The following is a 15,512-nucleotide window of genomic DNA, read 5'->3' as shown; positions in this document are numbered from 1 at the left end:
TCCGGTGACCGACACCCCCGTGGTGACCGACGGCCGCCCGGTGCACGCCAGCCAGCCCCGCGGCGCGCGGGTGCTGCTCGGAGTCGCCGCCACCGCGGTCGCGCTGGCCGCGGCCGACACGTATGTCGTGGTGCTGGCACTCCCGGACATGATGGCCGGTGCCGGGCTGGGGATCGAGTCCCTGCAACGGGGCGCCCCGATAATCTCCGGCTTCCTGCTCGGCTACATCGCGGTGCTGCCGCTCATCGGCCGGCTCTCGGACCTGGTCGAGCGGCGCCGCATCCTGCTGGCCTGCCTGCTCGTCTTCGTGATCGGCTCCGCGGTCACCGCCGCGGCCGTCGACCTGCCGGTCATGATCGGCGGCCGGGTGCTCCAGGGGCTCGGTGGTGGCGGGCTGGTGCCGGCGACGCTGGCCCTGGTGGCCGACCTGTGGCCGCCGGGCCGACGCGGCACCCCGCTCGGGATCGTCGGCGGGGTCCAGGAGCTCGGATCGGTCCTCGGGCCGCTCCTGGGGGCGGCGATCCTGCTGGTCACCAGTTGGCGCGGCATCTTCTGGCTGAACGTCGCCCTCGGGGTGCTGTTTTTTCTCGGCGTGTGGCTGGTCGGCCGGTTGCTGCCACCGGGGCCGCTGCAGCCCGGAGACGCTGCGCCGTCCGGGGGCGGGGGCTCCCGGTCGGGCGTGGTCACGGCGCTCGGGGCGCTGCTGGCGGTCGTGGCCACTGCGTTGTGGACGTTGACGCTGTGGGCGCCGCGGGCCCTGGTGACCTCCATCGAGTACGGCGAACCGTTCATCCCGTTCGGCGAGGATTCCACCTCCCGGGTGCTGACCCCGATCGGCGCGGCCGCCACGGTCGCGGTGCTGCTGCTGGCGCTGGTGACGGTGCGCCGCTGGCTGCCGGTGCTGCTACGCGCCGACGTCCTGGGCGCGACCTTCGTCGCCGTCGCCCTCGGCTCGCTGGTGCTCACATTCTCCACCGCCGACCCCGAGAGCGAGGTGCTCGGCCCCTGGGGGCTGTGGCTGCTGCCGGTCGGTGCGGTCGCGCTCGTGGCGTTCCTGGTGCGGCAGCGCACCGCGGCCAACCCGCTGATCCAGCCCGGCGTGGTCCGTGGCCGGGTGACCCCGGCACTCGTGGTGAGTCTGCTCGTCGGCGCCGCCATCGTGGCGATCGTGGTGGACGTGCCCCTGCTGGCCCGCCTCTCCCCGGGCACCTCGCAGACCGACGCCGCGTTCGAGCTGGTGCGCTTCCTGGTCGCCGTCCCGATCGGGGCCGTCGCCGGCGGGGTGGCGCTGCGCCGCCTCGGCCCCGGCCTGGTCGCCGCGCCCGGCCTGCTCGTCACCGGGATCTGCCTGTTCATGATGGCCGGCTGGGACCGCACCTCCCTGGCCGACTCGCTGCCGACCACGATCGTGCTCGTGCTGGCCGGCCTCGGGGTCGGCCTAGCCATCGCCCCGGTCAACGACGCGGCCCTGGCCGACGCGGTCGAGCACGCCCACGGCACGGTCAGCTCCCTGGTGGTGGTGGCCCGGATGGTCGGCATGGTCGTCGGCCTGGCCCTGCTGACCGCCGTCGGGCTGCGTCGGTTCCACCAGGCCGTGGCCGCCCTGCCGGACCCCAGCGACAGCGACGCGGTGCTGGATGCCGCCGTCGTGCAGGTGCACACCGTCTTCCTGGGTGCCGCGCTGTGCTGCGTCGCGGCCGCGGCTGTCGCCGTGCTGCTCGGCTTCCACCGGGTCGCCAAGGCCGACCGGGAGAGCCAGCTGGACTCGATCAGGTCCGACCATGACCTGGCCCCCGATGAGCCGTCTCCCGGTCTGGCCCCGCCTCACCGCCGCGACGTCCCATCTGGACACCCCGCTCGCGGCGCTGGACCTGGCCGCGCTGGACCACAACGCCGCCGACCTGGTGGCCCGCGCCGGGGGTCTGCCGGTCCGGGTCGCCAGCAAGTCGGTGCGGGTGCGCCGGGTGCTCGAGCGGGTGCTGGCCCGTCCCGGGTATGCCGGGGTGCTGGCCTATTCGCTGGGCGAGGCGCTGTGGCTGGTCGGGGAGGGGGTCTGCGACGACGTGGTCGTGGGCTATCCGACCGCGGACCGGGCCGCCCTGCGGCAGTTGGTGCGCGACCCCCGCGCCGCCGCGGCGATCACCCTCGTGGTGGACGACCCCGCCCAGCTCGACCTGGTCGACGCCGTGGCGCGCGCCGGGGGAGCGGGAGGACGTGCGCCTGTGCCTGGAGCTCGACGCCTCGCTGGCCCTGCCCGGGCTCTGGTTCGGCGTCCGGCGGTCCCCGGTCCGCACCGCCGACCAGGCCGGCGCCGTCGCGCAGGCCCTCGCCTCCCGACCCGGGTTCACCCTGGTCGGGGTGATGTCCTACGAGGCCCAGCTGGCCGGGCTCGGCGACCGCCCGCCGGGCACCGCCCCGAGATCGGCCAGGGCCCGGGCGCTCGCGGTGCGCCGGCTGCAGGCGATGTCCTGGCGGGAGCTGCCCGCCCGGCGCGCCGAGGCGGTGGCTGCCGTCCGGCAGGTCGCCGACCTGGAGTTCGTCAATGCCGGCGGCACCGGCTCCCTGGAACGCACCGTGCACCGACCCGAGCATCACCGAGGTCGCGGCCGGCAGCGGACTGTTCGGCCCCGGCCTCTTCGACGGATACGCGGCGTTCACCCCGCGTCCCGCGGCCGCTTTCGCCCTGGACGTCGTGCGGGTCCCGCGACCCGGCACTGTCACGGTCGGCGGGGCCGGGCTGGGTGGCCTCCGGACCGCCCGGGCGCGACCGGTTGCCGGTCATCGCCTGGCCCGAGGGCCTGCGCTACCTGGCGAACGAGGCGGCGGGTGAGGTGCAGACCCCGCTGACGGGCCCCGGCGCGGCAGGCCTGCGGGTCGGCGACCGGGTGTGGTTCCGGCACGCCAAGGCCGGGGAGTTGTGCGAGCGCGTCGACGCTGCTGCACGTCGTGGAGGGCGAGCGGGTGACGCAGGCCTGGCCCACCTACCGGGGCGAGGGGAAGGCCTTCGGATGAGCACGACCACCTCCCGCCGGGCCGGGATCGGCGACGCCTGGCGCACCTGGGGTCGGACGGCGACCGCGGATCCCGTCCGGGTGCTGGCCCCGACCAGCGAGGACGAGGTGGTCGCCGGCGTCCGTGCCGCGGCGGACGAGGGGCTGACGGTCAAACCGGTCGGGGCCGGGCACAGCTTCAGCGCGATCGCCGTCGCACCGGGGGTCCAGCTCGACCTTGCCGCCCTGACCGGGCTCCGGCACGTCGACCCGACCACCGGCCGCGTGACGCTGGCCGCGGGGACCCGGCTGCACGACATACCGGCCCTGCTGGCCCCCCACCGCCTGGCGATGCCCAACCTCGGCGACATCGACGCCCAGTCGATCAGCGGCGCCGTGTCGACCGGCACCCACGGGACCGGGCTGGCGTTCGGCGGGCTGGCGACCCAGGTGGTCGGGCTGCGCCTGGTCGACGGCCGCGGGCAGGTGGCGGTGATCGACGCCGAGCACCGACCGGATCTCCTGCCGGCGGCCGCACTCGGCCTCGGGGCGCTCGGCGTGATCACCGAGATCACCCTGCAGTGCGTCCCTGAGTTCCTGCTGGACGCGGTCGAGCGCCCGGAGCCGGTCGCGGTCGTCCTCGACGAGTGGCCAGAGCGGATCGCCCACCACGACCACGTCGAGTTCTACTGGTTCCCGCACACCCGCACGGCCCTGACCAAGACGAACACCCGGCTGCCCGCCGACGCGCCGCGGCGCCCGCTGCCCGGGTGGCGCCGGCGGGTGGACGACGACGTGCTGGCCAACGGGGTGTTCGCCGCCACCTGCGGCCTCGCCGCCCGGGTCCCTGCCGTGGCCCCCGTCGTGAACCGGCTGGCCGAGCGGGTCACCGGGCACCGCTCGTTCTGCGACCGCTCGCCGGCCGTCTTCACCACCCGCCGGTCCGTGCGCTTCCGCGAGATGGAGTATGCCGTGCCGGTCGCCGCGCTCCCCGACCTCGCCCGGGACGTGATGGCCCTCATCGAGCGCCGGCGGTGGCGGATCTCCTTCCCGCTGGAGTTCCGCGCGGCCGCGGCCGACGACCGGTGGCTCTCCACGGCATACGGGCGGGACAGCGGCTACGTCGCCGTCCACCGCTACTGGCGGGACCGCGACGACGACTACTTCCCCGAGGTCGAGGCGCTGCTGCGCGCCCACGACGGGCGCCCGCACTGGGGCAAGCTGCACACCCGCACCGCCGCGGACCTGGCCGCCGGCGTATCCAAGGTTCGCGGACTTCCTCGCGCTGCGGGACGAGCTGGACCCGGACCGGATCTTCGCCAACGCCTACCTGGACCGGGTGCTGGGTCCCTGACGCGACGAGCGGGCCCGGGAGTAGGTTCGGGGGATGCTGCGCGATGCCACCGGCCGGCCGGTCGACGAGGGCGACTGGTTCATCGACCTGGACCCGAACCTGGAGATGAACTGGTCGGCCGACGAGGGGCTTGCGCTGCACACGCCGACGGAGCGCTTCTTCGTGCGCAACCACACCAGCGCGCCGGACATCGACGCCGACGCCTGGCGGCTCCGGGTCACCGGCGACGGCGTGCGGGCGGCGCGCGAGTACTCCCTGGCGGAGCTGCAGGCGCTGGGGGAGACCTCCTACGACCGGGTGCTGGAGTGCACCGGCAACGGGCGGCGCTACTTCGGGGAGCAGCAGGGCACGCCGCGCCCGGGCGCCCAGTGGGGGCTCGGCGGGGTCGGCCTGGCCCGGTGGACCGGGGTGCCGCTGCGCGAGGTGCTCCGCGGTGCCGGGCTGCGCGACGACGCGGTCCAGGTGATGGCGATCGGGCTGGACGCTCCCTATGTCACCGACGGCACCGACTACGGGCCGGTGCGCCGTCCCCTGCCGCTGGACAAGGCGCTGGACGACGTGCTCGTGGCGTGGGCGATGAACGGTCAGCCGCTGCCGCCCGACCACGGCTACCCGGCCCGGCTGGTGGTGCCCGGCTGGATCGGCATCGCCAGCATCAAGTGGCTCGGCGAGCTGCGGGTCGACACCCGCGAGGTCGAGTCCCCGTGGAACACCACGTGGTACCGCATGCACGGCCCTGGGTGGGAGGGCGACGCGGCGGTGCTGGACCGGATGCCGGTCAAGAGCCTGCTCGTGCTCACCCCCGCGGACGAGGCCGGGCTCCGGGCCGGCGAGGAGACCGTGCTGCGGGGCCGGGCGTGGGCGGGGGAGGCGAGCGTCGCCGGCGTCGAGGTGAGCACCGACGGCGGGCTGACCTGGCAGCAGGCGCGGCTCACCGGTCCCAACGAGGAATCGGCCTGGGTGGCGTGGGAGCTGCCCTGGACGCCGCCGGCCGCCGGGGAGCACGAGGTCCGCACCCGGGCCACCGACAGCCGGGGTCGGACCCAACCGGACGTGGCCTCGGACAACGAGGACGGCTACCTGTTCTGGGCGGTCGTGCCGCGCCGCGTGACGGTGCCCTGACAGTGGTGCGATAAGCAGTTGTCCCAGGTCCCCGCGGGCAGGACCATCGGGGGTATGCCGTATGCCGTCGTGACCGTGCCCGCGCCCACCGCGGGTGAGCCGCCCTCGCCCCTGATCGGGGGCTTCGCGGAGGCCTACCGGCGGCACTGCGTGGCCACGTTCGGCGACGACGACCTGGCCGACTCCCCGCGCGCGACCGAGGTCGCGTTCGCGGCGCAGGGCTACCGCCGCAAGCTGCTCGTCGTGGCGCTGGACGGCGAGCGCGTGGTCGGCGGGGCCTACTTCGGGATGCCGCTGAAGGACAACACGACGCTGGCCGAGGGCGACTTCGGCGTCGACCCGGACGTCGACCTCCCGGAGGTGCTGACGCTGTTGTGGGACGAGGCCCGCAGGCAGCTCGCCGCGGCGGGTCGTCGCACCGCCCAGGTCTGGATGTCGCACCCGCTCACCGGGGAGGGTGAGCCGCTGGTGCCCCGGACCGGCGCCGGTCGACTGACGCCGGACCTGCTCGCGACGACCCTGGTCGAGCTCGGGTTCGAGCTGGAACAGGTGGAACGGCACAGCGTGCTGGACCTCGCACAGGCCCTCCCCGGGGCCACCGACCAGGCGGAGCGGGCGCGCGCGGCCGCCGGATCGGCATACGAGGTGCTGAGCTGGGTCGGTCCCACCCCGGAGGAGTTGCGGACCGGCATGGCCGACCTGATGGCCCGGATGAGCACCGACGTGCCCTCCGGCGACCTCGAGCTGGAGCCGGAGGACTGGGACGCCCAGCGCGTCGCCGAGGGTGACCGGGTGGCGGCCGAGATGGGGCGGCTCCGGCTCACCACCGTGGCGCGCCACGTGCCCTCCGGGACGCTGGCGGCGTTCACCGTGCTCGAGGTCCCGGGTGACAAGCCGCGGGTCGCCTACCAGGAGGACACCCTGGTCCACGGGGAGCACCGCGGGCACCGGCTGGGGATGCTGGTCAAGGCGGTGAACCTGGCCGCGCTGGCGCGGGAGGCTCCGGCGGTCGAGCGGGTGCACACCTGGAACGCCACCGAGAACGCGCACATGCTCGCGATCAACGAGGCGCTCGGGTTCACCGACCGCAGCGCCGAGGGCGGGTGGCAGCTGACCGGCCTGTGAGGCAGGATCGAGGTCATGACTGCGCAACTGCACCTGGCCGGGGACGCCGACGCGGACCGGCTGCTCGCCGAGAACCCGTTCGCCGTGCTGGTCGGCATGCTGCTGGACCAGCAGATCCCGATGGAGGTGGCCTTCTCCGGGCCGCGCAAGCTCGACGAGCGGCTGGGTGGCGTCGACCCGGGGCAGATCGCGGCGATGGACCCCGACGACTTCATCGCCGTGTGCGCGACGCCGCCGGCCGTGCACCGCTTCCCCAAGTCGATGGGGCAGCGGATCCACGACCTGGCCGCCGAGGTGGCCGGCGACCTACGGCGGGGACGCCGCGGCCATCTGGACCGACGGTGACCCCGACGGACGCGAGGTGCTCAGGCGACTCAAAGCGCTGCCCGGCTTCGGCGACCAGAAGGCCCGGATCTTCCTGGCCCTCCTGGGCAAGCAGTTCGCACTGCCCGCGACCGGGTGGCGGGAGGCCGCCGGCGACTACGGCAAGGACGGCGTGACCATGTCGATCGCCGACGTCGTCGACGAGGCGTCGCTGAAGGCCGTGCGCGCCTACAAGCAGGAGAAGAAGGCCGCCGCGAAGGCCGCCAAGGGCTGACACCTCGCTCGCCGGACCCCGCGGGGTCCGGGGGGCGCGGGAGGGGTAGCGTCCACCGGATGAGTTCGGTGTGGCGCGCCCCAGGGGTGCCGGCGCTGCTCGGGATGACGGTCCTGGGCTTCGCCGGGTATGCCGCACTGCTGCCGGTCGCGCCGCTGTGGGCGGTGCACGGGGGCGCCGGGGAGGGCGGGGCCGGCCTGGTCAACGGGGTGCTCATGCTCTTCACCGTGCTGACCCAGCCGTTCGTGCCGGGTGCCCTGCGGCGCTTCGGCTGGGGCCCGGTCCTGGCCGCGGGGATGGTGCTGTTGGGGCTGCCGTCCCTGCTGCTGATGCTGGACGACGGGCTCACCACCATCCTGGCGCTGTCGGCGGTCCGCGGACTCGGGTTCGGGGTGCTCACCGTCACCGGGAGCGCCGCCGTGGCGGAGCTGGTGCCGGCCGGCCAGCGCGGTCGTGCCGTCGGGGCCTACGGACTGGCGATCGCCGGGGCGCAGGTGGTGCTGCTGCCCGCGGCCCCGTGGGTCGCCGAGACGGCGGGCTTCTGGGTGGTCTTCGCCGTCGGGGCGCTGCCCCTGCTCGGGGTCGTCCCGGCCTGGGCGCTGGCCCACGTCCTGCGGCAGGCCCCCGAGGCGGAGGACACCGGCGAGTCCGTGCCGTGGGTCGCGCTGCTGCGGCCGATGGCGCTGCTGCTCGGGGTCACCCTGGCCGGTGGGGCACTGCTGACCTTCACCGCCCAGATGAGTTCCAGCGCGTCCCTGACCTTCGTGGGGCTGATGGTGCTCAACGTCAGTGCCGCTCTCACCCGGTGGAAAGTTGGGGCGCTGGCGGACCGGCACGGTGCCCAGCCGTTCATCTGGCCGTTGGTCCTCACGACCGTGGCGGGGATGGCCGTGCTGGCCTGGGCGGTCCGGGATCCCGCTCGCCACCGTCGCCGCCGGCCTGCTCGTCGGCATGCTGCTGGTCGGCGTCGCCTACGGGGCGCTGCAGAACCTCACGCTGGTGGTGGCCTTCCAGGCGGTCACCCGGCGCCACTACGGGCAGGCCAGCGCGGTGTGGAACATCGGCTTCGACGCCGGCACCGGGCTGGGGTCGGTCGTCGTCGGCATGGTCGCGGCCGGCACCTCCTTCTCGACCGCCCTGCTGGTGGCCGCCGGCTTCTCCCTCGCCACGCTGCCGCTGGCACTGGTCCGCCGCGGGCGGCGGGAAGGGCCGTCCCGGAATAGTCGGCGCCCGTCCCCGGCTTGGCCCTAGGTATGGACACCGACGTGCTGCGCTACTCGGCCTTCCCCGACGGACCGGACGGGGGTAACCCGGCAGGCGTCGTCCTCGACGCCTCGGGCCTCGACGATCGGCAGATGCTCGCCATCGCCGCCGGGGTGGGCTACTCCGAGACCGCTTTCGTCCGGCCCGGAGGGTCGGACCGGGAGTTCTCCGTTCGCTACTTCAGTCCGCTGGCCGAGGTGGCCTTCTGCGGACACGCGACGGTGGCCACGGCCGTGGCGCTGGCCGAACGGTCCGGACCGGGTGACCTGGTGTTCCACACTCCGGTGGGGCCCGTCCCCGTGACCGTCTCCGACGACGACGGCACCCTGCGCGCCACGTTGACCAGCGTCGAGACGGCCACCCGGGAGGTGTCGGACGAGGTGGTCGACGAGGTGCTCACCACCCTGCGCTGGGAGCGGGACGACCTCGACTCCGCCCTGCCACCGGCCATCGCCTACGGCGGCAACGACCACCTCGTGCTCGCCGCGGCCACCAGAGCCCGGCTGGCCGACCTGGACTACGACTTCGAGGCGCTGAAGGACCTGACGACCCGCCTGGGACTGATCTCGGTGAACCTGGCCTGGCGGGAAGCCGCGACCGTCTTCCACGTGCGCAACCCGTTCCCGATCGGCGGGGTCGTGGAGGACCCCGCGACGGGGGCCGCGGCCGCCGCCTTCGCCGGCTATCTGCGCGCGCAGGGCGCCGTCCCCGGCGACCGCGATGTCCGGCTCACGCTGCACCAGGGCGTCGACATGGGGCGGCCGAGCCTGCTGCTGGTCGACCTGGTCGGCGGTGATCAATGGGTGCGGGTCTCCGGGTCGGCCACCCCGATCGAGGTCTGAGTCGGGTCAGTCCGACAGGTCGACGAGCACCGGGGCATGGTCGGACGCGCCCTTGCCCTTGCGCTCCTCCCGGTCGATCTCGGCGTGCACGACCCGCTCCGCCAGCGCCGGTGTGGCCAGCGCGAAGTCGATGCGCATGCCCTGCCGTTTGGGGAACCGCAGTTGGGTGTAGTCCCAGTAGGTGTAGGTGCCCGGCCCGGGGGCGTGCGGGCGGACCACGTCGGTGTAGCCGGCGTCCAGGACGGCCTGGAACGCGGCCCGCTCGGGCGGGCTGACGTGACTCTTGTCGAGGTAGTACTCCATCGACCAGACGTCCTCGTCCTGCGGCGCGATATTCCAGTCGCCCATCAGGGCCACCTGGGCCTGCGGGTCGGCCCCCAGCCAGCCGTGGGCGGCATCCCGCAACCGGGCCAACCAGTCCAGCTTGTAGACCATGTGCGGGTCGTCCAGGCTGCGCCCGTTGGGGACGTAGAGCGAGACCAACCGGACCCCACGGCATACGGCTGACAGCGCGCGGGCCTCTGCGGCGACCGGCTCACCCCACCCCGGCATCCCGTCGAACCCCACCCGGACGTCCTCCAGCCCCACCCGGGAGGCGAGGGCCACGCCGTTCCACTGGTTGTGGCCCACGTGCGCGACCTGGTAGCCGAGCGCCTCGAAGGGCAGGTGCGGGAACTGGTCGTCGCGGCACTTGGTCTCCTGGATGGCGAGCACGTCGACGTCGTGCCGCTCCAGGAAGGCGGTCACCCGGTCGACCCGGGCGCGGATGCTGTTGACGTTCCAGGTTGCGATGCGCACCTGCCCCACCCTAGGAGGGGCTACCGACACGTAGGATTCCGGGCATGGCCACCGCACTGATCACCGGGGCGTCCGCAGGTCTCGGCGCCGAGTTCGCCCGACAGTTGGCGGCACGGGGCCACGGCCTGGTGCTCGTGGCCCGCGACCGGGAGCGACTCGACGCCTTCGCCGGGGAACTGCGGGCCGCCCATGGCGCGACGGTGGAGGTGCTGCCTGCCGACCTGGCGGACCGGGACCAGGTGCAGCGGGTGGCCGACCGCATCGCCGACGCCGCGCGACCGGTCGACCTGCTCGTCAACAACGCCGGATTCGGGCTCCGGCGCGGGTTCGTCTCGGGCGAGGTCGCCGACGAGGAGCGGGCACTCGAGGTGATGGCGCGTGCCGTCCTGGTGCTCAGCCACGCCGCCGCCGGGAGTATGCGGGGGCGCGGCCGGGGCGCGATCGTCAACGTGTCCTCGGTGGCCTCGTTCGCCGTGATGGGCACCTACTCGGCCGTGAAGTCGTGGGTGACGGTGTTCTCCGAGGCGCTGGCGACCGAACTGTCCGGCACCGGGGTGACGGTCACCGCGCTGTGCCCCGGATTCGTGCACACCGAGTTCCACGACCGGGCCCGGATGAACATGTCCGCGCTGCCGGACCTGCTCTGGCTGGACGCCCCCGCCGTCGTGGCGCGGGCCCTGGACGACGTCGCTGCCGGCAAGGTCGTCTCCGTCCCGTCCTGGCAGTACCGCACGCTGACTGCCGCGCTGCGGGTGCTGCCGCGCTCCGCCGTGCGCGCTGCCTCCGGTGCCCTGGCCCAACGGCGCCGGTCCGAGGACCGGCAGGTGGCGGGCTCTGCGGGTTGACCGGGTGACCCCACGATCCACCGGCACCCGGCGCCGGGTGCGGGTGCACGTCGTCATGCTCGTCGTGGCCGCGCTCCTGCTGGGCGGCGTGCTCGCCGCACAGTTCTGGCGCAGCGAGCACGCCGCCTACCCGCTCTACCAGGCCACCGTGGTGCGCGGCGCCGACGGCTCGGTCGTCACGCTGCCCCGGGAACGGTGGGAGGCCGTGCAGGACGACCTGGTCGGATCGGCGCGGGTGCTCGCCGCGCCCGCCGGGCCGGGCACCGAGGACCTCTCCCTCGGCGTGGGCGCCGCCACGGCGCGGGCCACCGCAGACCACCTCTGGTTGACGCGAGGCAGCCTGCCCGGGGAGGACACGGCATACGAGGACATGGCCCGGAGGGCCCTGCTCGACCTGCGCGCGCTGACCGAGCCGCCCGGGTCCGACCCGGGTGCCGTGCTGGCCGCCGGGTGGCGCGAGTGGGACTACGTGTGGCCGCGGGACGCGGCGTTTGTGGCCGTGGCCTACGCCCGCACCGGCCACCGGCAGGAGGCGCTGGCGCTGCTGCAGTTCCTGCAGGCGCAGCAGGCGGACGACGGCAGCATGCACGCCCGGTATCTGCCCGACGGCTCCGGGCCGGTCCCCGACGGGCGGGGACTGCAGGAGGACGGGCCGGGGTGGAGCCTGTGGGCGGCGCGGGAGGTGCTCGACGTCGAGGGGGCGGACACCCGGGAGTCGGTCGCGACCACGCTGACGCCGCTCGTGACGCGCTCGACGGCCCGTCTGCTGGAGCAGCTCGACCCGGCGACCGGGCTGCCGCGGCCGTCGCCGGACTACTGGGAGGTGAGCGAACGCCGGCTGACGCTGGGGATCGCGGCGACCTCGCTCGTCGGGCTGGAGTCGGCGGCGGAGCTGGCGGCCGACGGGCTCATCGACCCGGTGGCCTGGGCGGAGGCGGGCGTGGACTCCACGTCGTTGGAGGGGCGTGCCTCGGAGTTGCGGGCGGCCATCGTGGCCGAGTTCGGGCCCGACTTCCCGCGGCACGCGGGTGGCCGGCCCGACGCCGCGGTGACCTTCCTGCTGGAGCCCTTCACCCGCTGCCCGGTGGCCGGCGCCGATGCCGCGCGGCTCGCCGCGGTGCCCGAGATGGAGCGCCCCGCCGGGGGTGTGGCCCCCGGTGCGGGGTGGCGGCGCGACGGGATCTCGTGGACCCCGCAGACCGCGCTGCAGGCGCTCGCCGCCGCCTCGTCCGGGGACTCCTCGGGTGCCACAGCGTGGCTGGACTGGCTCGACGCCCACCGCACCGACGCCGGCTCGCTGCCGGAGAAGGTGCTCTTCGACGGCGAGCCCGCCGCCGTGGCACCCCTGGCCTGGACGTCGGCGTTGGTACTCATCTCGCTCGACGAGCTGGCCGCCGCCCCCGCCTCCTCTCCCTCTTCTCGACCGGACGCGCCATGTGGCGGTTCTTGAGGGGGTCCGGACGCGTCATGTGGCGGTCATTGAGGGGGTCCGGACGCGTCATGTGGCGGTTTCTGAGTGGGGTGGGCCGCCAGGTCATGCGTCCGGTGGGCTCGTAGGGCCGCCAGGTCATGCGTCCGGTGGGCTCGTAGGGCCGCCAGGTCATGCGTCCGGTGGGCTCGTAGGGCCGCCAGGTCGTGCGTCCGGTCGAGTTAGGGGGTGGCGCGGGCGAAGGTGAGGGACTCGCCGCGGGCACCGCCCATCCAGATGTCCTGGCAGGCGGCGGCGAGCTCGTCCAGGCCCTCGGTGATGGTGGCGAAGACGTTGCCGGGGACCCAGCCCTGGTCGCCGTTGATGAGCAGGTTGTTGCGCCCGTAGAACACGGCGAGGTCGATGATGGCGCCCTGCTGCCGGTGCTCGTCCTCGGTCTCGTAGCCGTAGGCCGGGTTGCCGAGATCGTCGCCGGAGAAGGTGAACCAGCAGACGTCACCGGGGATCGGGGTGATCGTGGTGTTCTCCTTCCCGGGGTCGCGCTGGCTGAAGGTCTCGAGCAACGTGTAGATCTCGTTGCGGGCGTACTTGCCGTGGTAGACCTGCCCGCCCAGCGGCAGCGCCTCCCACACCGCGGCGCAGGTGCGCGGCGCGGCGTCGTCCAGGAGGCGGGCGCGGGCGGTTACGCCCCGGGACTGCAGACCGATCGTGATGAAGCGGCTCATGGCTCCTCCGTGGTCGCGAGCGGCGGCACGCGGCGGTGCCAGTCGGTGCGCTCCTGGTAGGTGTGGCCGGCACGCAGTACCAGCGCGTCGGCGTGACGCGGCCCGATGACCTGCAGACCGACCGGGCGGCCGTCGCCGGTGAACCCGCACGGCACGCTGAGCGCCGGCTGCTGGGTCATGTTGAACGGGTAGGTGTAGGGCGTCCACGAGGTCCACAGGTCCGAGGGCCAGCCCTGTGGTGCCGGCCGACCCACCTCGAAGGCGGGGATCGGCATCGTCGGGGTGAGCAACAGGTCCCACTCCTCGTGGAAGGCGCCCATCCGCACCCCGAGGTCCATCCGGACCGCGGTGGCGTCCAGGTAGTCCGAGGCGCTCGCGCCGAGCCCGTACTGGCGGATCGCCGCCGCCAGCCCCGGGTCGATCTGCTCCAGCGCGTCCGGCCCGTACTGCTCGACGACCTTGGCGGCGCCGGCGAACCACAGCACGTGGAACGCCTCGACGGGGTCCTCGAAGCCGGGGTCGAGCTGCTCCACGTGTGCCCCGGCGTCCGCCAGCACCTGCACGGCGGCGGTGACGGCGGCCTCGACCTCCGGGTCGTTGGTGCCGTAGCCGAGGGTGGGGGACCAGGCGATCCGCAGCCCGGCCACGCCGTCGTCCAGCCCGTCGGCATACGAGCCCGCGGGCGGGGCCAGCGCGTGCCAGTCCCGGCTGTCCGGCAGCGTCAGCAGGTCCATCATCACGGCGGCGTCGCGCACGGTGCGGGTCATCGGCCCGGCGTGCGACAGCGTGCCGTAGGGGCTCGGCGGGAAGATCGGGACCTGCCCGAAGGTCGGCTTGAGCGCGACCGTGCCGGTGAACGCGGCGGGGATGCGCACCGAGCCGCCACCGTCCGTGCCGACCGACCACGGCCCCATCCCCAGCGCCACGGCCGTGGCCGAGCCGCCGCTGGAGCCGCCGGAGGTCAGGCCCGCGTCCCACGGGTTGCCGGTGGCGCCGTGGCGGATCGAGTCGGTGACGCCCTTCCAACCGAACTCCGGCGTCGTGGTCTTGCCGAATAGCACCGCACCGCCCTCGCGCAGCCGCGCCGTCGCGGGCGAGTCGACGTCCCACGGCCCGGTGTCGGGGATCAGGGTGCTCGCGCGCAGGGTGGGCCAGCCCCGGGTCAGCACGAGGTCCTTGATGGCGGTCGGTATGCCGTCAGCCGGCCCGAGCGCCGTGCCCTCGGCCCAGCGGGTGGTCGACTCGCGCGCGGCGGCCAGGGCGGACTCCTCGTCGACGAAGAGCATGGCGTTGACCGGCCCGTTGCGCTCCGCGACCGCGGCCAGCGCCGCCTCGGTGGCCTCGACCGGGGTGAACGCGCCCTCGGCAAACCCGCGGGCCAACTCGGTCGCGGTGAGCAGCGACAGGTCGCTCATCGGGCGCCTCCGTCCCGGTGCACGTAGCCCCGTTCCTTGTCGACGACGTTGACCAGCGGCACGTCGTCGAGCCAGCGGCGGGCGTTGTCCACGAACTGGCGGGCCAGGGTCTCGCGCCAGCCGAGCACGTCCCCGGACATGTGCGCGGTCACCACCACGCCGGGCGCGTCCCACAGTGGCGAGTCCGGTGGCAGCGGCTCGGTGGCGAAGACGTCCAGCGTGGCGCCGTCCAACCGGCCCGCGCGCAGCGCGGCGACCAGGTCGTCCTCGACCACCGTGGGGCCGCGGCCGATGTTGATCAAGTGGGCGTGGTCGGGGAGCGCCGCCAGCACGGTGGCGTCGATCAGCCCCGTCGTGGCCGCCGTCAGCGGGGCGGCGTTGACCAGGTAGTCGACGTCGCCGACGTGGGCGGCCAGCTCGGCGCTGTCCACCACCTGCCCGAAGTCCGGGTCCCCGTCGCGGGCGCGGCTGCCCGCCCCGCGCACCTGCACCCCCACGGCCGCGAGGAGCCGGGCGATCTCGCGGCCGATGCCGCCGGTGCCGACGACCATCGCCCGGGAGCCCCGGACGCTGCGGGACTCGCGGTGCTGCCAGGTGCGCTGCCGCTGCAGGTCGTGGCTCTCGTGCACCAGCTTGGCGTGGGCCAGCACGGCGCCGAGCACGTACTCGGCGATCGGTCGGTCGAAGGTGCCGTGGGCGTTGGTGACCACGACGTCGGAGCTGCGCAGCTCCTCGAAGAGCAGGGTGTCCACCCCGGCGGCCGCGACGTGGATCCAGCGCAGCCGGTCGGCCGCGTCCCAGGCGTCCCGCAGCGCACCGGAGAAGAAGTCCCACAGGAACAGCGCGTCCGCCCCCGGGAGCGCCCCGGCGAGACCCGCGGCATCGGTGAGCCGCACCTGGACGCGGTCCTCCACCTCGTCCAGGAAGGGTGGGGCGTCGGAGGTCTCGGCGCACAGGACAGCCAGTACCGGCCGGTCGTCGGTCACGGTGCCAACGTAGGAACCGT

General features: G+C 74.4%; 12 protein-coding genes and 3 pseudogenes. 11 read left to right on the top strand and 4 right to left on the bottom strand.

Annotated features, from left to right (window positions below):
- Positions 1 to 4: 4 nt before the first annotated feature.
- From AC1QRC_RS18585 to AC1QRC_RS18545, 9 genes and pseudogenes are all read left to right on the top strand, one after another.
- On the top strand, positions 5 to 2,362 hold the full coding sequence (locus AC1QRC_RS18585) for an MFS transporter (protein ID WP_484204705.1): 2,358 nt from the start codon (positions 5 to 7) through the stop codon (positions 2,360 to 2,362).
- A 180-nt stretch (positions 2,363 to 2,542) separates the two neighbouring features.
- Positions 2,543 to 2,830, top strand: coding sequence for a hypothetical protein (locus tag AC1QRC_RS18580; protein ID WP_484206726.1), 288 nt, complete (start codon positions 2,543 to 2,545; stop codon positions 2,828 to 2,830).
- 178 nt (positions 2,831 to 3,008) lie between these two features.
- A pseudogene (locus AC1QRC_RS18575) lies at positions 3,009 to 4,344 on the top strand (D-arabinono-1,4-lactone oxidase).
- 33 nt (positions 4,345 to 4,377) lie between these two features.
- Positions 4,378 to 5,466 carry a sulfite oxidase gene (locus AC1QRC_RS18570; RefSeq protein WP_484204704.1) on the top strand — a complete coding sequence of 363 codons (1,089 nt, stop codon included), beginning with the start codon at positions 4,378 to 4,380 and terminating at the stop codon, positions 5,464 to 5,466.
- An 18-nt stretch (positions 5,467 to 5,484) separates the two neighbouring features.
- Entirely contained in the window at positions 5,485 to 6,591 is a 1,107-nt protein-coding gene (locus AC1QRC_RS18565) for a GNAT family N-acetyltransferase (RefSeq protein ID WP_484204703.1), read from the top strand.
- 15 nt (positions 6,592 to 6,606) lie between these two features.
- Positions 6,607 to 7,189 (top strand): annotated as a pseudogene (locus AC1QRC_RS18560) (HhH-GPD-type base excision DNA repair protein).
- A 59-nt stretch (positions 7,190 to 7,248) separates the two neighbouring features.
- Positions 7,249 to 8,034: pseudogene (locus AC1QRC_RS18555) on the top strand (MFS transporter); the annotation flags it as partial.
- Between the two features lie 106 nt (positions 8,035 to 8,140).
- Complete coding sequence (locus AC1QRC_RS18550) at positions 8,141 to 8,440, top strand: MFS transporter (protein ID WP_484206695.1); 300 nt, start codon at positions 8,141 to 8,143, stop codon at positions 8,438 to 8,440.
- Positions 8,441 to 8,442: 2 nt separating this feature from the next.
- Complete coding sequence (locus AC1QRC_RS18545) at positions 8,443 to 9,294, top strand: PhzF family phenazine biosynthesis protein (RefSeq protein WP_484204702.1); 852 nt, start codon at positions 8,443 to 8,445, stop codon at positions 9,292 to 9,294.
- Between the two features lie 6 nt (positions 9,295 to 9,300).
- On the opposite strand, the gene AC1QRC_RS18540 is transcribed toward AC1QRC_RS18545, so the two are convergent.
- Complete coding sequence (locus tag AC1QRC_RS18540) at positions 9,301 to 10,092, bottom strand: exodeoxyribonuclease III (protein WP_484204701.1); 792 nt, start codon at positions 10,090 to 10,092, stop codon at positions 9,301 to 9,303.
- 44 nt (positions 10,093 to 10,136) lie between these two features.
- Between AC1QRC_RS18540 and AC1QRC_RS18535 the strand changes: the two genes are divergently transcribed.
- Together AC1QRC_RS18535 and AC1QRC_RS18530 are read left to right on the top strand one after the other, a co-directional pair.
- Positions 10,137 to 10,937 (top strand): SDR family NAD(P)-dependent oxidoreductase, encoded by an 801-nt coding sequence (locus AC1QRC_RS18535; RefSeq protein WP_484204700.1) that lies wholly within the window; start codon positions 10,137 to 10,139, stop codon positions 10,935 to 10,937.
- 4 nt (positions 10,938 to 10,941) lie between these two features.
- A complete protein-coding gene (locus tag AC1QRC_RS18530; protein ID WP_484204699.1) occupies positions 10,942 to 12,387 on the top strand; it encodes a glycoside hydrolase family 15 protein in 1,446 nt (481 codons plus the stop codon).
- A gap of 200 nt (positions 12,388 to 12,587) precedes the next feature.
- On the opposite strand, the gene AC1QRC_RS18525 is transcribed toward AC1QRC_RS18530, so the two are convergent.
- From AC1QRC_RS18525 to AC1QRC_RS18515, 3 genes are read right to left on the bottom strand one after another with little or no spacing between them, the layout of a single operon-like run.
- Complete coding sequence (locus AC1QRC_RS18525; RefSeq protein ID WP_484204698.1) at positions 12,588 to 13,091, bottom strand: DUF3830 family protein; 504 nt, start codon at positions 13,089 to 13,091, stop codon at positions 12,588 to 12,590.
- Positions 13,088 to 14,506, bottom strand: a complete 1,419-nt coding sequence (locus tag AC1QRC_RS18520) for an amidase (protein WP_484204697.1) — start codon at positions 14,504 to 14,506, stop codon at positions 13,088 to 13,090. Before AC1QRC_RS18520 ends, AC1QRC_RS18525 begins: the two co-directional genes overlap by 4 nt.
- Complete coding sequence (locus tag AC1QRC_RS18515) at positions 14,503 to 15,492, bottom strand: D-2-hydroxyacid dehydrogenase (protein WP_484204696.1); 990 nt, start codon at positions 15,490 to 15,492, stop codon at positions 14,503 to 14,505. Before AC1QRC_RS18515 ends, AC1QRC_RS18520 begins: the two co-directional genes overlap by 4 nt.
- Between the last annotated feature and the right edge of the window lie 20 nt (positions 15,493 to 15,512).

Source organism: Ornithinicoccus sp., from assembly GCF_057176825.1.
Note: the sequence above shows the minus strand (reverse complement) of the source record. Positions and strands in the feature narration are given on the sequence as shown.

Excerpts from the sequence above, each read along its gene's own strand:
- AC1QRC_RS18580 (WP_484206726.1), top strand. The coding sequence starts at position 2,543 with ATGCCGGCGGCACCGGCTCCCTGGAACGCACCGTGCACCGACCCGAGC.
- AC1QRC_RS18570 (WP_484204704.1), top strand. The coding sequence starts at position 4,378 with ATGCTGCGCGATGCCACCGGCCGGCCGGTCGACGAGGGCGACTGGTTC.
- AC1QRC_RS18550 (WP_484206695.1), top strand. The coding sequence starts at position 8,141 with ATGCTGCTGGTCGGCGTCGCCTACGGGGCGCTGCAGAACCTCACGCTG.
- AC1QRC_RS18545 (WP_484204702.1), top strand. The coding sequence starts at position 8,443 with ATGGACACCGACGTGCTGCGCTACTCGGCCTTCCCCGACGGACCGGAC.
- AC1QRC_RS18535 (WP_484204700.1), top strand. The coding sequence starts at position 10,137 with ATGGCCACCGCACTGATCACCGGGGCGTCCGCAGGTCTCGGCGCCGAG.
- AC1QRC_RS18525 (WP_484204698.1), bottom strand. The coding sequence starts at position 13,091 with ATGAGCCGCTTCATCACGATCGGTCTGCAGTCCCGGGGCGTAACCGCC.
- AC1QRC_RS18520 (WP_484204697.1), bottom strand. The coding sequence starts at position 14,506 with ATGAGCGACCTGTCGCTGCTCACCGCGACCGAGTTGGCCCGCGGGTTT.